Origin of the sequence: Catenulispora acidiphila DSM 44928 (assembly GCF_000024025.1) — a bacterium.
Lineage (GTDB): Bacteria > Actinomycetota > Actinomycetes > Streptomycetales > Catenulisporaceae > Catenulispora > Catenulispora acidiphila.
Genome location: NC_013131.1, coordinates 2,130,398 through 2,149,019, shown reverse-complemented (window position 1 = coordinate 2,149,019; position 18,622 = coordinate 2,130,398). Strand labels below are relative to the sequence as shown.

Below are 18,622 nucleotides of genomic sequence, written 5' to 3'. Positions count from 1 at the left end.
GCCCGGAGGGGGTTGGGCCCGCACTACTGGTTTAACGGTGAACTACCTCGCAGAATTCCGGGGGTCGACGTGACGCCGGTCTCCGCCTCAGACGTGCTCTACGCGCGCCACCGGTTCGGCGCCGGCGAGTTCGGCGCGGCTGCTGACGCCGAAGCGGCGGAACAGGCGGGTCAGGTTGCCTTCGACCGCCTTCACCGAGACCTGGAGGGCGGCTGCTATCTGGCGGTTCGTGGCGCCGGAGCGGACCAGTTCCACGATCTGGCGTTCGGTCGCGCTGAGAGGTTCGGCCGGGGTGTCCAGGCGGGCCAGGCGGCCTTGGACGAAGCGCAGCCAGGGTCCGCAGCCGGCTGCCGCGTAGGAGGTCGCCGCCGATTCCCACGCGGTGCGGGCTGCAGCGCGGCGTCGGGCACGGCGTTCCAGCTCGCCGAGGGTGACCTCGGCGCGGGCTATCTCCAGCGGATAGGGGTGTTCGGTGGGGATGGCGGCGCGGAGGCGGTCGGCCGCCTCGCGGGCGTCGGCGGCCAGGCCGTGGCGCAGGAGGCGGGCCCGGGTCAGGCCGAGCTTCACCACGTCGCGTTCCAGACGCCGCGCGGCTTCCTGCGCCTCGTCGAGGATGCGGTCGGCAGCGGCGAAGGAGCCGCAGCGGGCCAGGGTCTCGGCGAGGTCGGCGTCGACCAGGAACGTCGCGGGGTCGACCATGCCGACGTTGCGCATCAGGGTCCTGCCGCGCGCCAGGTGGTGCGCGGCCTGCGAGGAGCGGTCCAGAAGCAGTTCGGCGCGGCCCAGGAAGGCGTGCGCGTAGCCGGTGAACTCCGAGTCGCCGGAGGCGGTGCCGGCCTCGATGGCGCGCTGAGCGACGTCCACGGCAGCCTCCGCACTGCCGTTGGACAGCTCCGCCGCGGCGGAGAGAATCAGCGCCTGCACGCTGGAGGAACCGGTCTCGGCGCGCAGCCGGCTGCCCAGCAGCGCGGCTTCATGCGCCTGGCGGCACAGGCCCGCGCGTTCGTTGACCGAGGCCACCAAGTGCAGCACGTCGCCGAGGTCGCGCAGCCGGCCGGCGCGCTCGACGTCGGCCCGCAGCCGGGCGGCGGTGGCCAGTGCGTCGGCGACGTCGCCGCGACGCAGGAACCAGATGATCAGGGATTTGCGAACCGCGATCGACGGCAGGGTCAGGTCCCCGCCCAGGCCGAGGGCCTCGGCCTCCTCCAGCGACTCGATGGCGCGCTCGGGGTCGGTCTGGATCTCGGTCGGCACGCGCATCGCTATGGACTCGGCACGCAGATTGCGGTCGCCGGTGGTGAGGGCGTACTCCTCGGCGCGGGCCAGGGCGGCGAGCGCCGCCTCGACGGAGCCGGAGCGGAAGGCGTGGTCGGCGCGCTGGAGGCTGACGCGCGCCTGCAGGTCCGGGCGTCCGGCGGCGTCGGCTTCCGCGGCTTCGAGCAGGGCGGCCTGCACCGATATGTCGTCGTCGAGCTCGACCAGGAGCAGGCGCGCGCCGACGCGGCACGCCGGGTCCGGACCCGCCACGACCGCTTCGGCGGCCTCGCGCGCCTGGCGCGGCAGCCCGGCGTCGAAGGCGGCGCGGGCGGCTTCGAGCAGGCGGTGCGCGCCGGAGTCGCCGAGGCGAGGAGCAGAGGCGCCGGGCTGGGAGGCAGAGTCGCCGAGATCGGCAGAGGAGCCATCGAGATCGCGGCTGTCAGCGCTGCCGGTGCCGCCGGCATCGCCGGCATCTCCTGGCTGGTCGTCGGAATCGCTCGCCGCACCGGAGCCGGAAGGATGCGCCGACGAGCCCGCCGACGCCCTCGATATCCCCGCCGCCCCCGACACTCCTGATACCCCCGACGACCCGTTCGCCGTCGAAGTAACCGACACCGTGTCGGTCTCGGTCGCCACTGGCGCGCCAGGGTCGGCATGCGTTGAGGTTTCGCGGCCGCCGCCGGCCGTCGGCGTCCGTTCCGCAGCCATCCGATACAGCTCCGCGGCCGTCCCCGGCGCCCCGCGGTGCACCGCGATCCGCGCCGCTTCCTCCAACTCCGCGGCCAACTCCTCGGTGGCCTCCGATGTCGCCAAAGCGTGATGGCGCGCACGCTCCAGCGGATCGTCGTGCGCGTGGGCGAGTTTGGCGTGGCATTCCTGGCGGGCTTCTAAATCAGCGTCCGCATACACGATCTCGCGCAGCAGCGGGTGTGCGAAGCGCGGTTCCAGGTCGCGGCCGGAGACGATGATGCCGGAGGCCAGCGCCTGCGACAGTCCCCATTCGTGGCCGGCGAGCAGTTCGCGCGGCGGGCGCGCGGCCGTCGAGATGAGCAGCAGCGCGTCGCGGGCGGCCTGCGGCAGGGCGTGCAGGCGGTCGGCGAGCAGACCGCGCAGGCGCTCGGGGACCTGCAGCGGGTCGCCGGGCTGGACGACCGTTCCCGAACGCAGGGCGGCGCGTCCCAATTCCAAGGCGTAGAAGGGGTTTCCGTCGCTGGCGTCGCGGATCCGTTGCGACAGCTTGTCCGTGGGACGCAGGCCGAGGCGGGTCCGCAGCAGTTCGGAGACCACCGGGCCGGGCAGGTTGCCCAGGGCGATCTCGACGGCGTCCTCCGGCAGCAGCCCCCACCAGGTCGGTTCCTGTCCCTCCGACAGCCGCTCGGCGGCCAGGACCCGGACGCGGCTGCCCTGGCGGCGGCGCACGGCGAAGGCCAGGACCTCGGCGGTGGCCGAGTCCAGGCAGTTGACGTCGTCCAGGATCAGCAGCACCGGACGTTCGGCGGACAGCGCGCGCAGCGCCTCGACCACCGCCACGCGGATCGCCAGCTGGTCGGTGGCCGCGCCGTCGGGGACGGTGCGCATCAGCACGCCGTCGAAGGCGGGGCGCAGGTGGTAGGGCACGACTTCGGGCCGGGAGGCGACGGCGTCGGAGAACAGGTCGTACAAGCCCAGATAGGGCAGCCAGGACTCGGCCGCCGCCGACGCGCTGCGCAGCACCAGCTGCCCGGCGGCCGCGCACGCCGAGCCGATCGCGTCCAGCAACGCCGATTTGCCGATTCCGGCCGGGCCGCTCACCAGGACCCCGCCGCCGGCGGCCAACGCCGCCATGCATTTCTCGAGCGTCTGCTGCCGGCCGAGTATCGCTGGTGCGTCCTTCACGCAAGGAAGTGTCCTCCCGTCTGCGGTGTATTGGCGAGTCCGAAGTACCGGCGCGTGCACGGAGCGTCTCTGACGTACGGCGAAATACCTTATGTCCGATTCCTCCCCTCCGCTCGCCGTCTAAATCAATTACTGGATATAGAACGCGCAGCTACCTAGCGCGTTGTTATCTTTTCGTGACCATCTCAGCGTGCATTTCCCCAGGTTCGCCCGCTACGGTCGCACACCAGGTACGCCGGTCCTAGACCCGTAAATCGGGACACCGGCGCCTACGCCGAATCCCAAAAGCGCGCAAAACGCCGGACGGGAACCGGGGACCCACGTCCCAATGGGGTGAATCCGCTTCCAGAAGTGGTAGGGCAGCCTCTTTCGCCCGAACCCGTCAGCTAACCCGGTAGGCGGTCAAAGAGGAAGAAAAAACACGTACATGCGCACTCCCCTGGTGCTCGGCCGCCGTTCCCGCGGCCTGACCCTGACCGCCGCCGCTCTCGGCGCGGTCGCCGTCCCCTCCATCGCCTCGGCGGCTCCGGCCCTGGCCGCCACCCCCCACGCGCGTCCCGCCGCCGCCCCGGCCCTGGCGCCGGCTCCGGCCTCGGCCGTGGCCGCCGCGGTCGCCGCCTCGGCTCCCGCTCCGGCGCAGGCCGCTCCCGTCGCCGCCGTCGCGCCGAAGGCCGCCGCCGCCCCCAAGGCCGCGACCTACACCGTCCGCCCCGGCGACACTCTGTCCGGCATAGCCCAGAGCAAGCTCGGCGACGGCAGCAAGTACCCGGAGATCTTCAAGCTCAACACCGGCAAGGCGCAGGCCGACGGCCACAAGCTGCAGGACCCGAACCTGATCCTGATCGGCTGGGTCCTGAACCTGCCCAACGGCTCCGCGACCCCGGCCGCGGCCAAGCCGGCCGTGCAGTCCGCCCCGGCGAAGCCGGCCCAGCCGACGCAGAAGACCACCACCCAGACGCAGAGCTACTCGACCACCTCGGCCTCGGCCAGCTCCTACGCGAACAACCTGGACGGCTGGATCAAGCAGGCCATCTCGATCCTGAACTCCCACGGGTACTACGTCTCCTACAACGCGATCTACCAGACCGTGATGCACGAGTCGGCGGGCAACCCGAGCGCCACCAACGGCTGGGACTCCAACGCCGCCGCCGGCCACCCCTCGATCGGCCTGATGCAGACCATCGCCCCGACGTTCAACGCCTACGCGCTGGCGGGCCACGGCAACATCTACAACCCGGTGGACAACATCATCGCCGGCGTCCGCTACGCGGCGGCCGTCTACGGCTCGCTGGACTCCGTCGTCGCGGCGCGCTGCGGCGGTTCCTGCTGGTACGGGTACTGATCCGTACCGCGTTCCCCGCGTGAGATCTGCGTGACCACTGCATGGCAACCGAAAGCCCCCGAGCGGAGACCCGCTCGGGGGCTTCGGCCATAGAGCCACCGGCGCGGCTCAGTAACCCTCGCCGGTCCAGCCGAAGCGCTTGTGCAGGTGGCCGATGACGTTGTCGAAGTCGTCGCGGTCCAGCGCGTGGCCCTCGCGCCGGATGCCCTCGGGGTGCACCCGCACCACGCGGTCGATCACGGCCCAGGACTCGCGCGCGTCGCGGTCCCAGCCGCCGGTGCCGATGCTGACCCAGTTCTCGGCGTCTCCGTGCCGCTTGCTGGTCAGCTTGACCGCCAGGAAGTTGCCGGTCGCCTTGCCGCGCGCCACCAGCAGCACCGGGCGGTCCTTGCCGCGGCCGTCGTGCTCCTCGTAGGGGACCCAGGTCCAGACGATCTCGCCGGGATCCGGCAGGTGGTCCTCCTCGGGCGCCCACTCGGTGTGCACCGCGCCGATCTTGTGCGGGTCGATCTCGACGGTATCGAAGGGCGGGAACCGGCCGGGCGAGTTCCCCCACTGGTCGTTCTCGTACTCATGCTCTGCCATGGCGCCGAACTATGCCAAAGGAAGGAACGGCCTCGCCAACCGGCGTCGTGGTTCGCGCTGAGCCTTCCGAGTGAACGCCGCGCGGCGCCGTCCACGCTCCCGGTCCGGCGCCGCGCCCGCCCGGACAATCCCCTGTGTGAGCACGCACTCCCTGTCGACGCTGCTGCTGGTGGCCGTGATCGCCGTGCTGGCGCCGCCGCTGGCCGATCTGGCGGGCCGCAAGGCGCCGGTGCCGCTGGTCGTGTTCGAGATCGTGCTCGGCATCCTGGTCGGCCCGGACGTACTCGGCTGGGCCCACGACGACGACTACGTGCACGCGCTGTCCCAGTTCGGTCTGGCGATGCTGTTCTTCATGGCCGGCTACGAGATCGACTTCGCCCGGCTGCGCGGCGGCCCGCTGTCCCGCGCGCTGCTGGGCTGGGTGATGTCGGTGGTGATCGGCGTCGGGATCGGGCTGGTCCTGGCGCCCTCGGCCAAGAGCGGCGTCATCGTCGGCATCGCGTTGAGCACCACCGCGCTCGGCACGATCCTGCCGGTGCTGCGCGACGCCGGCGAGATCGGCACGCCGCTGGGGACCGTGGTGACGGCGGTCGGCGCGGTCGGGGAGTTCGCGCCGATCATCGCCATGACGCTGTTCCTGGACGGCCGCAGGCCCGGCCAGGCGATAGTCTACCTGACGGCGTTCGCGCTGATCGCCGGCGTCGGGATCGTCGTGGCGGTGCGCGGCGAGCACACGGCGGTGAACCGGCTGGCCGACGTCACCATGGAGACCTCCGGGCAGTTCGCCGTCCGGCTGGTCATCGCGCTGTTGATCGCGATGATCGGGGCGACCGTCGCCCTCGGCGTGGACATGCTGCTCGGCGCGTTCGCCGCCGGGGTGATCATGCGGATCCTGTTCCACAGCGGCGACCCGGAACGCGCCGAGCGGGTCACCGCGAAGCTGGAGGCGATCGGGTTCGGCTTCCTGATCCCGGTGTTCTTCATCGACACCGGGATCGGCTACGATCTCAAGGCCCTGACCTCGAACTGGGCCACGCTCGGCCTGGTGCCGCTGTTCCTGGCGCTGTTCCTGCTCACCCGCGGACTGCCCAGCTTCCTGACCGCGCCGGAGGGCACGAGCACCCGCGCCCGGCGTGCGATCGCGCTCTACGCGGCGACCGGTCTGCCGCTGATCGTCGCCATCACCGCGATCGGCGTGGAGCGCGGCACGCTGAAGTCCTCCAGCGCCGCGGCGATGGTCGGCGCCGGGATGCTGTCGGTGCTGCTCTATCCGTTCCTGGCGCTGAAGGTGAGCGGAGACAGGCGGACCCCGCAAGGTCCGCGCGAAGCCGCCGAGAGCTGGTGAGGACCGCGGCGCGTACATCTGTGGACGGACGCCGGCCGGATGTGCCCCCTCCGACCGGACGATGTGCGGCCCGCCCTGGAACGACGAGGATAGTTACGATGATCCGACGCACCGGAGGACCACGGAGGATGTGCGCATGCCGAAGGTAGTGCTGGCCGGGCTGCGCGCCGACGCGGTGCGGCTGGCCCTGACCTGCCTGTCGATCGTGCTGGGCATCGCTTTCGTGACCGGGACGTTCCTGCTGTCGGGGTCGATCAACAAGGCGTTCGACTACGGATACGCGCGCGCCGCGCAGAACATCGACGCCGCGGTCCAGCAGACCGGTTCGGCCGTCTACCCCAACACCACCCCGCCGGCGACGCTGCCGTACCGGCTCACCCCGTCGGTCGCGGCGAAGATCCAGGCCCGCGTCGGCGCCGACGCCGTGGTCAGTGGCCAGGTCAAGGGACCGGCGCCGCTGCTGGACGCGAATGGCCAGGCGATGCGCACCGACGGGCTCACGGGCTACGCCGTCGCCTTCCCCGCCGACCCGGCGCTGTTCCCCGGGACCGTCGTCGCCGGCACGGGACCGACCGGGCCCGACGACGCGGTCGTCGACAAGGACACCGCCGACGAGCACAAGCTGCACGTCGGGGAGACGATCCGGGTCGTCGGCCACGACTCGACGGTCCGCAGCTTCCGGCTGGCCGGCATCGCCGAGTACGGCGTCGACAACCGCGCCAACGGCTGGACTCTGGTCGGGATGCTGCCGCAGGTCGTGTTGCAGGTCACCGGCAAGGTCAGCTACGACGAGATCGACCTGCGCGCCAAGGCCGGCGCCTCGCAGCAGCATTTGGCCTCCGAGGCCGCTGCCGCGCTGGGCAGCGATCCGCAGTTCACCGTCCTGACCGGAGCGCAGTACACCAAGGCCGTGCTGGAGCACCGCGCCTCGATCGCCGGGAACGTCCCGCAGATCCTGGAGGTCTTCGGGGGCGTCGCGCTGCTGGTCGCGGCGTTCGTCATCTACAACACGTTCACGATCCTGGTGGCCCAGCGGATCCGGCAGGTCGCGCTGTTGCGCTGCATCGGCGCCGGCAAGGGGCAGGTGTTCGGCGCGACGGTCGCCGAGGCGGCGCTGGTCGGGCTGGTCGGTTCGGCCTTGGGCGTGCTGGCCGGGATCGGCGTGGCGCAAGGGCTGCACGCGGTGGTCGCGGCGACGACCTCGACCAAGCTGCCGCCCGGCGGGATCGTGGTGTCCGGCGGGGTGATCGCGCTGGGCATGGCGGTCGGGTTCGTGGTCACCATCGTCTCGGCGGTGCTGCCGGCGCGCGCCGCGACGAACGTGCCGCCGATCGAGGCGCTGCGCACACAGCAGGAGGTGAAGACCGCCTCGGGGCGGATCGGCCGGACCCGCCTGCTGGTCGCCGTCGCGCTCGGGATCGCCGGGATCGCGGTGGCGGCGCTGGGCACCGGGCAGCACGATCTGCTCGGCGGCGTGCAGCTGATCGGGGGCGGCGGCGGGTTGGTCTTCGCGGCGCTGATCGTCGCCGGACCGCTGATCGTCGGGCCGATGATCTGGGCCCTGGGCTGGCTGCCGGGCCGGTTCTTCGGCACGCCGACCAAGCTCGCCGGCTCCAACGCGCGCCGCAATCCCGGCCGGGTCGCGGCGACCACCGCCGCGCTGACCATCGGCGTGACGCTGATGTCGCTGTTCACGGTGACGCAGGACTCGGTGACGGTGACCCAGGCGCAGTGGATCGACTCGCACAACCCCTATGACTACTCCGTGGACCCGCCGGGCTCCGGGCAGATGGTGCCGTTCCAGGTCACCGGCCAACTGCGCGCCAAGCCACAGCTGGCGCAGGTGGCGGCGGTGGACGGGACCAAGGCGGCGCTGAACGGGACCTCGGTCGACGTCGGCGCGGTCGAGTCCTCGGCGTACGGCACGCTGTTCAAGCCGGTGGTGAAGTCCGGCTCGCTGGCGGACTTCGGGCCCGGCACGGTCGCGCTGTCGAACGAGACGGCCGACGCCCAGCACGTGAAGGTCGGCGACACCATCACGGTGCAGACGCCGCAGTCCGGTCCGCTGACCGGCAAGGTCGCGGTGATCTACCAGGTCTTCACCGGCTACGGCATCGACTGGTACGACGTGCTGCTGCCGCGCGCGCAGTTCCTGGCGACGTTCAAGCCGCTCGGCGACACCCAGGTCCGCATCCTGGCCGCGCCGGGCGTCCCGACACCCACCTCCCGCAGGGCGGTCGACTCGGTGGTGTCGCAGTACCCGTTCCTGCACACCGGGAGCCTGGCGGAGAAGAAGAACTCGCTGACCGGCAGCGCGGACGCGACGCTGCAGCTGTTCACCGCGATGCTGGGGCTCGCGGTGGTGATCGCGGTGCTGGGCATCGCCAACACGCTGTCGCTGTCGGTCGTGGAGCGCACGCGGGAGTCGGCGCTGTTGCGCGCCCTGGGACTCTCGCGCGGGCAGATGCGGCGGATGTTGTCGGTGGAGGCGGTGCTGATGTCGGCGGTCGGCGCGCTGATGGGGGTGGCGCTGGGGGTCGGGATCGCCGCGGCGCTGGAGTCGTTGATCGGGCGGGTCGAGGGCGGCGCGGTGTTGTCGGTGCCGGTGTTCACGCTGGTCGGGTACGTGCTGCTGGCTGCGGTGGCCGGGCTTGCGGCCTCGGTGCTGCCGGGGCGGCGCGCGGCTTCGGTGTCGATCGTCGCGGCGATCGCGGATTCCTGATGCGCGCCGAGCCCATTTCGCCGGAGCGGCTGGCTGAACGGATCGCGGGTCTGGTGAGCGCGCACGAGCCGAATCCGTGGACACGGTTGGCGATCGACGGCGCGCCGGGCGCCGGGACGTCCGAGGTGGCGGCGGCGGTCGAGGCGGTCCTGGCCGATGCGGGGCGTCCGACGCTGCGGATCTCGGCGGGCGACTTCCTGCGTCCGCGATCGCTGCGGTTGGAGCACGGTCGCGAGGATCCGGATGTCTTCTACGCCGAGTGGCTGGATCTCAAGGGGATGCGACGCGAGGTGTTCGATCCGCTGGGACCGGGCGGTTCGGGGCGCGTGCTCCCCACGCTGTGGGACGCCGCGCGTGATCGCGCCAGCCGCGCGCTGTATGTCGAGCTGCCGCCGGGCGGGGTGCTGATCGTCGAGGGCACGTTCCTAATGGGGATCGGGCTGCCGTTCGACGTCGAGGTGCATCTGTGGCTGTCCGCCGGCGCACTGAAGCGCCGCACGCCGGAGGAGATGGCGTGGACGCTGCCCGCGTATGCGCGGTATGACGCCGAGGCCGATCCATCGCGTGCCGCGTCCCTGACGGCACGGATGGACGACCCACGGCATCCGGCTTTGCTGTTCTTCTAGCCCTCACCCGGTGGTTCGGGCGGCTCGGGCGGCTGCGACGGCTGGGGCGGCGCCGGCGGTGCGGTCTGCGCCGCCGGACGGTTCCCGCGCAACACGTCGAGCCGGGATCGGTACTCGTTCTCGTCGATCTGCCCGTGGGCGAACCGCTCTGCCAGGATCTGCTCGGCCGGGACCGTCCCCGTCCCGCCCGAGCTCCACGCCGGCGGGCCGCCGGGGAGTCTCATACCGCGCTGGGCCGTCACCGGTCCGCGATGCGTGAAGCTGCGCACCAACCACACGACCGCCATGATGACCAACGCCCACAGCGCGACCATGAACAACACCCACAGCACCCAGCCACCCCAACCGAGGCCCTCGTGAACATGGCGTCCGGGACCGTAGAAAGGTCGGGGATACATGGGTTCCACCTCCTTATGGTTCTCGCACTGCTCACTCTGTGTCCCAGTCCTAAGGTGCGCCCGGATCCTTAGACGGCGCTGAAAGCGGCTTAGGAATTGCGACCCCTGTTTGCGCCGCCCAGCCGCGCGCGTGCGCGATGCGTGCCGGGATCGGCGGGTGGGTGTAGCGCAGCAGGACTTCCCAGCGGCGAGGTTCCAGGTCTGCGATGTTCTGGACGGCGAGCGCGCGTTCCATGCGCACGATGGTGTCGGGGTCGCGGAACAGGTCGAGGGCGTACCCGTCTGCGCGTCCTTCGATATAGCGGCTGTATGCCAGTCCCCAGGGCTCGCCGATCAGGCCGATCAGCACCAGTACGGCGCGGACCAGTGCTTGCGAGCGCGGGTCCTCGGCGTGGTCCACCCCGGCGGCGTCGAGCAGCGGCGACCAGTGCAGCGCCGCCGCCAGGACCGCGACGCCCAGCGCCGCGCCGACCGCGCCGAAGACGGTGCCGGTCAGCACGTCGCGCCGGGCGGCGTGGCCGAGTTCGTGGGCGGCGATCGCGGCGACCTCGCCGGTGTCCAGGCTGTCGGTGGTGGTGTCCCACACGACCAGGCGGCGGGTCTTGCCGAGGCCGGAGACGTAGGCGTTGGCGGCGGTGGTGCGCCGGGAGCTGTCGCTGACGAGGATGTCCTTGACCGGCACGCCGGACTGCTCGACCAGCGCCATCAGCCGCTCGCGCAGCGGACCGTCGGGCAGCGGCTTGAACTTGTTGAACAGCGGCTCGATCAGCACCGGCATGATGAACGAGCCCAGCAGCGCCAGCAGCGCGGCGGCCAGCGCGGCCCACACCCACCACGCGTCTCCGGCGTGGCGCATGAGCGCATAGAGAGCACCGATCGCCGCCGCGGTGAGCACGACGCCGATGAGGAATCCCTTGGCGGTGTCGGCAGCGAACAGTCCCCAACCGCGCTTCGACAGACCCCAGCGACGGCTGACGGTCTCGCTCCACATGCTCAGCGGCAGGCGGAGCACCAGCCCGAGCAGCGACAGCGCGACGCTGCCGAGCAGCGCGCGGGCGACCCAACCGCCGCCGGCGACGTCACCGGCCACTCTGACCAGCCCCGCGCCGGCCGGAGTGAGGCCGAGGACCAGGGGGACGGCCAGACCGAGAATGGTCGAGATGATGCGCAGAGGCCGGACGCTGCGCTTATAGGCGCGCGCACGCTCGATCTGCTCGGGGGTGAAGTCCTGGGCGGCGTAATCCACGTGTCCAGTGTGCTCCGCCCAAGTACCTTGAGCGCATGTCCGACGCTGCTGAAACACCAGACGCCACGGCCGCCTTCGCCAGCCTGCGGGGACTCGCACTCGGCGACGGCTTCGGGGAGCGCTGGTTCTTCCGCAAGAAGCGCGAGGCGATCGACATGATCCGCCATCGGACGACGCCCGGGGACGAGCCGTGGCACTGGACCGATGACACGGCCATGGCGCTGGCACTGCTGCGCGTGCTGACGGAGCACGGCGCGGTGGAGCAGCAGGAGCTGGCGATCTCGTTCGCCGCGATGTACACCTCCGATCCCTACCGGGGCTTCGGGCACGGGATGCACCAGCTACTGCCGAAGCTCGGCGAGGACCCGGGAAACTGGGCGACGTATGCACGAACCCTGTTCGACGGCGAGGGCAGCCTGGGCAACGGCGCGGCGATGCGCGCTGCGCCGCTCGGCGCGTGGTTCCGGCGGGATCCGGAGGCGGCCGCGGCCCAGGCGGCGCTGGCGGCGGAGGTCACGCACGCGCATCCGGAGGGCATCGCGGGCGGCGTGGCGGTCGCGGCAGCGGCGGCTTTGGCAGCAGGGAGTTCGGATGCGGCGGGTGACAGCCCGGCACTTGACCCGCACGCCTTCCTGACGGCGACCGCGGAGCTGACCCCGGCCGGCATCATCCACGACGGACTACTCCGCGCCGCCGACCTCCCCCCGGATACCCCAGCGTGGCAGGCCTCGGACATCCTCGGCAGCGGCCAACGCATCCGCGCGAGCGACACCGCCCCATTCGCCATCTGGAGCGCGGCCCACCACCTCGACAACCTGACCGACGCCCTGTGGACCACCGCCGAAGGCCTCGGCGACGTGGACACCACCTGCGCCATCACCGGCGGGATCGTCGCAGCGCGGACCGGACTGCGCGGCGTCCCGGCGCGCTGGCTGGAGTTGGCGGAGGCGCTGCCGGAGTGGGTCGGGTAAGGCGAGAACAGCTCCGGAAAGGATGGCGACGGCGCCGACCCGAACGGCCCACCGACCGCCGAGGCGGCGCGCTCCGGGGTCGCGCGATGGCTGGAGTTGGCGGAGGCGCCGCCGGAGTGGGTCGGGTAGTGCGAGAACAGCTCCGATCGCCGAGGCGGCGCACTCCGGGATCGGCGCGATGGCTGGAGGCGGCGGAGGCGCTGCCGGAGTGGGTCGGATAGCGCGGCTCAGCGGTGGGGCATGCCGAGGGTGACGCGCTTCGGCATCTCGGAGCTGGCTGGAGTTGGCGCAGGCGCTGCCAGAGTGTGCCGGCTAGCGCGGCTCAGCCGAGGATGATGACCATGGCGCCGACCAGGGTGGCGCTTCCGCCTCCGATGCTGAGCAGAAACGACAGGATCGTGGGCTCGCCGGGGAGGGCGCGCCGCAGGGTGTCGTTCCGTCGGATGAGGGGCGTCCGTCTGTCGGATGACAGGGTTCGAGGATGCCCGTCCGTGGGTTGATTCGGCGGTCGGTGTGCTCGTCATAGCGTCGGGGGCATGGCACTTCATCGTCGTATCAGCGTCATCGCTGTCCTGGCTCTCGCCGCGTCCGTCGCCACGACTGGCGCCGCGATGGCGACCACTTCGACCACTTCGACCACTTCGACCACCTCGACCACCTCGACCACCACCGCCGCCGCTCCCGTCTTCCAAGGGTCGCTCCCCGCGCCGACCGGGCGCTTCGCTGCCGGGGAGGAGGTCATCCATCTCACCGACTGGAGTCGTCCGGATCCGTGGGTGCCCTCGGCTGGGGCGCGGCAGCTCGCGGTGTCCATGTTCTATCCGGCGGTTGCCGGGTCCGGGACTCAGGCTCCTTATATGACGCTCGCTGAGGCGGCTGGGTTCATTCAGTACCGGGTGCCGCCGAATTCGGGTATCACGACGCAGGAGTTGTCCGCGGTCACCACGCATGCCTATGACAACGCTCGCGCGGTGCGTGGGAAGTATCCGCTCGTCGTGCTCTCGCCCGGGTTCGAGAATCCGCGGATGACGCTCACGTCGCTGGCGACCGAGTTGGCGAGCCATGGATATGTCGTGGCGCTCGTGGGCCACACCTACGAGGACAGCGGCGAGACGCTGGCGGACGGGCAGACGCCGCCGTGCGCGATCTGCGACGGCAGCAGTCCGACGGCGCCGGTGCCGGACGCCATCGCGGCCAGCCGCGCCAAGGACGTGTCCTTCGTCATCGACCAGCTGACGCGCGGTGATTGCGCGTGGCGGCTGAGCGATCTGATCGACAAGCACAGCATCGCCATGGCGGGGCACTCGCTCGGCGGGGCGGCGACGGTCGACACGATGATCGCCGATCCGCGGGTGCGCGCCGGGGTGAACCTGGACGGCACGTTCTTCCCGGTCCCGGCCGCCGGTCAGATCACCCGTCCCTACCTCATGATGAGCCACTCGGTCGGGGACCCGACGTGGACTCAGACCTATGCGAACCTCGGCGGCTACAAGCGCTGGCTGGACGTTGCCGACAGCAACCACGCCACTTTCACCGACATCCCGCTGCTCGCGCAGGAAGCCAACATCCCCGAGCCGCCCGGCATCGACCCGCTGCGCGGCACCGTGATCACCCGGGAGTACGTGACCGCGTTCCTCGACCAGAGCCTGAAGGGAATCCACCAGCCGCTGCTGGACGGCCCGACGCCGGCCAACCCGGACGTGCTCTTCCAGTACTAGGCTTTCCTGCAACAGGGGTTGCGGGGCCTCATCGGGGCCGGACCGGTTGGGGGATTTGCATGGTGGACAATCGCGAAAGCCACGCGGACGGGGACCGGAGGCACCGCATGCGCGTCTCGGATTCCGAGCGGCAGGAAGTGGTCGAGGTGCTCAAGCAGGCCCTCGACGACGGCCGGCTGAAGATGGACGAGTACGTCGAACGAATGGAGAAGGCGTACGAAGCCGTCACCATCGGGGATCTCGAGCTGCTGCACGACGACCTCCCGCGAGGCGGCGCGCACACACCGCCCGCACCCGCGGCTCCGTACTACGCGCCAGCGCCGATCCCCACGCCCCCCGCTCCGGCTCCGGCTCCGCAGCCGCACCCGGTGTACCTCGTCCCCACGCCGCCGCCCGCCCCGCCGCCGACCCCGCACCCGGGCATCAGCGGCGCCTACGTCGACCTGCCGGGCGGGCTGAAGGTGTTGTGGACGATCCTGTCCGCGGCGGTCGCGATCAACGTCGTGGTCTGGGTGCTCCTCGGCCTGACCACCGCGTCGTTCCCGTACCCGTGGCCGCTGTGGGTGGCCGGACCGGCCGGCGCCGCGCTGTTCGGCATCTCGGCGCCGGTCGTGCAGGCGCGGCGGGCGCGCTGGGAGAAGCAGCGGCGCCAGCTTCCGCCTACGGGCTGAGGCGGCGCAGCGCTTCGACGGTGTCGACGTCGTCGGGACGGCCGGTGTCGGTGCAGTCCACGGCGACGACGTCCGTGCGCTCGGCGAGGAACGCGCGGGCTCCGGCGTCGCCGGTGAGCGTGGGCAGCACGTCGGCGACGGCTTCGCGCCCGAACAGGACCGGATGCGCGCGGCGTCCGTCATACGTCGCGACGGCGATCGGAGCGCCGTCGCGCCAAGCCGCGATGAGCCGCTTCACCGCCGCGGCGCCGATGAGCGGCTGGTCGACGAGGGTCACCACGACCGCTGCGGCGTCGCGCGCCGCGAACAGCCCGGCGTGCAGCGAGCTGCCCATGCCGGTGGTCCAGTCCGGGTTCAGGACGAGGATCGCGTGGTGCACGGCGCCGACGTCCAGCGCGCCGACGACGACCAGCACGCGATCGCAGCCGCCGGCGGTCAGCGTCGCGACGGCGCGGTCCACGAGCCGTTCGCCCTGGAAGCGCGCGACGGCTTTGCCACCGCCGAAGCGGGTGGCGGCGCCGGCGGCGAGGACGACGCCGACGACCGGGGGCTGGGCCGCGCCGGATGGGCGTCTGCGGGAGGCAGCACTCATCGGACGATGATCTCAGATCTCTGCGATCGCATGGCGCTGGTCCGCATCTCGTCCGACCTCGGTCCGCGATGCGGCCCAGTCAGCTGACTCAGCCCTTTGCGATCATCAGACCCACTGCTCATCGATGAATCTTCCCTCTGGTCCGTCGCAACGGCTCGCCACTCCCCTGCCGCCGCAAGGCGACCAGCTCCGCGGCGATCGACACCGCGGTCTCGGCAGGTGTCGAGGCACCGAGGTCCAGTCCGATCGGCGCGGCGAGCCGGGCGAGTTCGTCCTCTGTGACACCCGCCTCGCGCAGCCTCCGCTCGCGGTCCTCGCACGTCCGCCGCGACCCCATCGCTCCGACGTACAGCGCCGGCGAGCGCAGCGCGATCTCCAGCGCGGGCACGTCGAACTTCGGGTCGTGGGTCAGCACGCAGATCGCGGTCCGCTCGTCGATCGAGGTCGCGGCCAGGTACTGATGCGGCCAGGCGACGACCACGTCGTGCGCGTCGGGGAAGCGCTCGGCTGTGGCGAACACCGGCCGCGCGTCGCAGACCGTCACCCAGTAGCCCAGGAAGCGGCCGATGCTCGCCAGCGACGCCGCGTAGTCCAGCGCGCCGAGGACGATCAGCCGGGGCGGGGCGCCGATGACGTTGAAGAACACTGTCACGGTGTCGGGTGCGCCCCACGGTCCGTCCGCCGGTTCGGGGCAGCCGTCCAGCCGGTACCGGCGCCGTGCCGGTTCTCCCAGGTCGACCAGCGCGTCTGCGTCCCGGGCGACCGCGTCGGCCAGGGCCGCGTAGCCGTTGGCGCGCAGCAGGTCGCCGCGGTGCAGTCCGATCAGCTCCGGCGGGCCGTCGACCACCGTCACCATCGCCGCACCGGAGCCGCGCGCCACCGCCTCCTGGACCCGGTCCAGGTGTGCGGACGCGGCGGCGCCGGGCTCGATGAACACCGACAGGGTGCCGCCGCAGGTCAGACCGACCGCCTCGGAGTCCTCCAAGCCGTACGTCTCCAGCCGGGGGCGGCCGGCGGCGACGACGTCGGCCGCCGCCTCGATCACCGAGGCCTCGACGCAGCCTCCTGACACGCTGCCGACCACGTCGCCCGGCACGCCGCCGGCCATCCGAACCGCCATCGCCGCGCCGGGTTCGCGCGGCCCGCCGCCGTCCGCGGCGACGACCGTGGCCAGGACGAACGGCTCGCCGGCGGCACGCCAGGCGAGCAGGGTCGGCAGCAGGTCACGCACCAGGGCCCACCTCCACGATCGCCGCCACCGGGCCGCCGCCGTCAGGGCCCTGATGCGCGGCCGAGACCGAGACGAAGACCGCCGGGTCGCCGGTCACCGACGCCGCGACGCCGCCGACGCAGGCCTTGATCTGCCGGTGCCAGTGCACGTCGGAGTCGTCCAGCATGGCGTTGCGCCGGCCGCGGACCATGCCGTCGGTGCTGGCCTCGCACTTGAGGAACACGTTCACCAGCCGACCGTCCAGGTCCGAGGACCGCGGCCGCTCCGGCAGCTCCAGCCCGGCCGCGCGGATCGCGTCCCAGATGCCCTCGGCGTCCAGGGCGTCCCGCATCACCGCGTGGCCGATGCGGTACCGGCCGCCGACGCCGGAGGCGTTGCCGACCACGACGACCTGCGCACGGTCCAGCTCCACACCCGAGGAGCAGGACGCCACCGAGGAATACAGGGCCCTGTCATGCAGCACAGCTTCGTCGGAGGGCATCTCGACCTCGCCGAGCGCCACCGCGATCCCGAGGGCGGTGCAGCCGTTGGACAGGTCCATCGACTCGTGGGTGTGCTCGGTCCAGACCGTCTCGCCGCGCGCCTTGGCCTCGCGGATGGTCTGGATGGTCAGCAGCGGGGTCTTGGTCTGCACGTAGTGCACGTCCGCCGGGTCGTCGATGCCGGCGCGCTTCATCGCCTCGTGGACCGCGTCGGCGACCTTCGTGATCATCGCCGAGCGGCCGATCTCCTCGGGCAGCAGCGGCTCGCTCATCGCGAAGCCGACGGTCAGCCGCGGCTCGTCGCAAGGCTCTGCGTCGGTGGTGGCGAAGATGGTCGCGTGCGGCGAGAGCACCCCGTCGGTCCCGCCGGACCACACGATCGGCACCTCGGCGACCTCCGCCTCGCTGCGCGTCCCGAGCCGCATCAGCGTCTCGCGGAACGCGCGGTCGGCGATGATGCGCGTGTAGTCGTTGACGCCGCCGTTGCCCTCGGTCTTGCCGACGACCGCCACCACCCGGTCGGCCTCCACCACCCCGGCGGTGATCAGCTCGGCCAACCCCGACGCGTCGCTGACGTGTCGCAGCGGCACCTTCCGGACCTCGATCGCCTCAGGCACTTGTGGCTCCTTCCACTACGGTTCCCGCTTCCCCGAGAACAGCTTCACGAATGCTTCCCAGCGCGGTGACGACGGCGCGCCGCCCTCCGCCCTCCACGAACCGGCACGCCGCCTCCGCCTTCGGCGCCATGCTCCCGCCGCCGAACTCCCCTGCTGCCAGATGCGCGCGCAGGTCGGCGACGTCGATGCGATCCAGGGCCCTGACGTCCGGAGTACCGAAGTGGACGAACATGTGGTCCACGTCGGTGGCGATGACGAGGTGGTCCGCGCCGACGGCCCGGGCCAGCAGGACCGCTGAGAGGTCCTTGTCGATGACGGCTTCGACGCCGCGAAGAGCCTTCGCCGACCCCAGATCGTGCACCATCGGGATCCCGCCGCCACCGCAGGCGACGACGACGTACCCGGCTTCGACAAGCGTCTTCGCCGCTGCGGCGTCGAGCACTTCGAGCGGTTCCGGCGAGGCGACGACCCGGCGCCAGCCGCGCTCGCCGCGGTCCTCCCAGGTCTGCCCGTGCGCGATCATCGCGACCGCCTGCTCCTTCGGCAGGTACCGGCCGATCGGCTTGGTCGGGTGGGTGAAACCGCGGTCGTTCGCGTCGACCAGCGTGCGGGTCACGACGGCGGCGACCGGCTTGGCGACGCCGCGCGCCGCCAGAGCCCGCTCCAGCGCGCTGACAATGACGAAGCCGAGCGTCCCCTGGGTCTGCGCGCCGCACCAGTCCAGCGGGACTGGCGGCACGACGTGCGCGGCGAGCTCGTTCTTCACCAGGAGGTTGCCGACCTGCGGTCCGTTGCCGTGGGTCAGCACCACCTCGACGCCGGCCGCCACCAGATCGGCGACCGCCTCCATCGCCACGCCGACCGCCGCGATCTGGTCCTCGGGGCGTGCGCGGCCGTCCGAGGCGGTCATGGCGTTGCCGCCCAACGCGATCAGGGTCCGCATG

15 protein-coding genes and 1 riboswitch are annotated in these 18,622 nt (G+C 71.7%); of the genes, 7 read left to right on the top strand and 8 right to left on the bottom strand.

Annotated features, from left to right (window positions below):
- Window positions 1-87: 87 nt before the first annotated feature.
- A complete protein-coding gene (locus CACI_RS45320; protein ID WP_049871524.1) occupies window positions 88-3,132 on the bottom strand; it encodes a helix-turn-helix transcriptional regulator in 3,045 nt (1,014 codons plus the stop codon).
- A 262-nt stretch (window positions 3,133-3,394) separates the two neighbouring features.
- Window positions 3,395-3,547, top strand: a riboswitch (cyclic di-AMP (ydaO/yuaA leader).
- A gap of 12 nt (window positions 3,548-3,559) precedes the next feature.
- On the opposite strand from CACI_RS45320, the gene CACI_RS09425 reads away from it, so the two are divergent.
- Entirely contained in the window at window positions 3,560-4,474 is a 915-nt protein-coding gene (locus CACI_RS09425) for a transglycosylase SLT domain-containing protein (RefSeq protein ID WP_012786105.1), read from the top strand.
- A 108-nt stretch (window positions 4,475-4,582) separates the two neighbouring features.
- On the opposite strand, the gene CACI_RS09420 is transcribed toward CACI_RS09425, so the two are convergent.
- Window positions 4,583-5,059: a type II toxin-antitoxin system PemK/MazF family toxin gene (locus tag CACI_RS09420; protein WP_012786104.1), complete on the bottom strand. Its 477-nt coding sequence runs from the start codon at window positions 5,057-5,059 to the stop codon at window positions 4,583-4,585.
- Window positions 5,060-5,195: 136 nt separating this feature from the next.
- On the opposite strand from CACI_RS09420, the gene CACI_RS09415 reads away from it, so the two are divergent.
- From CACI_RS09415 to CACI_RS09405, 3 genes are all read left to right on the top strand, one after another.
- Complete coding sequence (locus CACI_RS09415) at window positions 5,196-6,404, top strand: cation:proton antiporter (RefSeq protein WP_012786103.1); 1,209 nt, start codon at window positions 5,196-5,198, stop codon at window positions 6,402-6,404.
- Window positions 6,405-6,540: 136 nt separating this feature from the next.
- Window positions 6,541-9,126 (top strand): ABC transporter permease, encoded by a 2,586-nt coding sequence (locus CACI_RS09410; RefSeq protein WP_012786102.1) that lies wholly within the window; start codon window positions 6,541-6,543, stop codon window positions 9,124-9,126.
- The gene (locus CACI_RS09405; RefSeq protein WP_012786101.1) at window positions 9,126-9,752 is read left to right on the top strand and encodes a nucleoside/nucleotide kinase family protein; all 627 of its coding nucleotides are present in this window, start codon (window positions 9,126-9,128) and stop codon (window positions 9,750-9,752) included. Before CACI_RS09410 ends, CACI_RS09405 begins: the two co-directional genes overlap by 1 nt.
- Here CACI_RS09405 and CACI_RS09400 read toward each other — a convergent pair.
- Window positions 9,749-10,150 (bottom strand): SHOCT domain-containing protein, encoded by a 402-nt coding sequence (locus tag CACI_RS09400; protein ID WP_012786100.1) that lies wholly within the window; start codon window positions 10,148-10,150, stop codon window positions 9,749-9,751. The genes CACI_RS09405 and CACI_RS09400 overlap by 4 nt on opposite strands.
- A gap of 49 nt (window positions 10,151-10,199) precedes the next feature.
- Complete coding sequence (locus tag CACI_RS09395; RefSeq protein ID WP_012786099.1) at window positions 10,200-11,396, bottom strand: M48 family metallopeptidase; 1,197 nt, start codon at window positions 11,394-11,396, stop codon at window positions 10,200-10,202.
- Between the two features lie 35 nt (window positions 11,397-11,431).
- Here CACI_RS09395 and CACI_RS09390 point away from each other — a divergent pair, with 35 nt between their 5' ends.
- The 3 genes from CACI_RS09390 to CACI_RS09380 all read left to right on the top strand — a co-directional run bounded on the left by CACI_RS09390 (window position 11,432) and on the right by CACI_RS09380 (window position 14,756).
- A complete protein-coding gene (locus CACI_RS09390) occupies window positions 11,432-12,367 on the top strand; it encodes an ADP-ribosylglycohydrolase family protein (protein ID WP_012786098.1) in 936 nt (311 codons plus the stop codon).
- 536 nt (window positions 12,368-12,903) lie between these two features.
- The gene (locus CACI_RS09385) at window positions 12,904-14,085 is read left to right on the top strand and encodes an alpha/beta hydrolase family protein (RefSeq protein ID WP_012786097.1); all 1,182 of its coding nucleotides are present in this window, start codon (window positions 12,904-12,906) and stop codon (window positions 14,083-14,085) included.
- A 107-nt stretch (window positions 14,086-14,192) separates the two neighbouring features.
- A complete protein-coding gene (locus CACI_RS09380; RefSeq protein ID WP_012786096.1) occupies window positions 14,193-14,756 on the top strand; it encodes a DUF1707 SHOCT-like domain-containing protein in 564 nt (187 codons plus the stop codon).
- Here the strand turns inward: CACI_RS09380 and CACI_RS09375 are convergent.
- From CACI_RS09375 to CACI_RS09360, 4 genes are all read right to left on the bottom strand, one after another.
- Window positions 14,746-15,348, bottom strand: coding sequence for a nucleotidyltransferase family protein (locus CACI_RS09375; RefSeq protein ID WP_012786095.1), 603 nt, complete (start codon window positions 15,346-15,348; stop codon window positions 14,746-14,748). The genes CACI_RS09380 and CACI_RS09375 overlap by 11 nt on opposite strands.
- Window positions 15,349-15,466: 118 nt before the next feature.
- Window positions 15,467-16,579, bottom strand: a complete 1,113-nt coding sequence (locus CACI_RS09370) for an XdhC family protein (RefSeq protein ID WP_012786094.1) — start codon at window positions 16,577-16,579, stop codon at window positions 15,467-15,469.
- Window positions 16,572-17,678 (bottom strand): barbiturase, encoded by a 1,107-nt coding sequence (locus CACI_RS09365; RefSeq protein ID WP_012786093.1) that lies wholly within the window; start codon window positions 17,676-17,678, stop codon window positions 16,572-16,574. Before CACI_RS09365 ends, CACI_RS09370 begins: the two co-directional genes overlap by 8 nt.
- Window positions 17,671-18,621: a carbamate kinase gene (locus CACI_RS09360; protein WP_012786092.1), complete on the bottom strand. Its 951-nt coding sequence runs from the start codon at window positions 18,619-18,621 to the stop codon at window positions 17,671-17,673. The genes CACI_RS09365 and CACI_RS09360 overlap by 8 nt, the downstream gene beginning before the upstream one ends.
- Window position 18,622 lies beyond the last annotated feature (1 nt).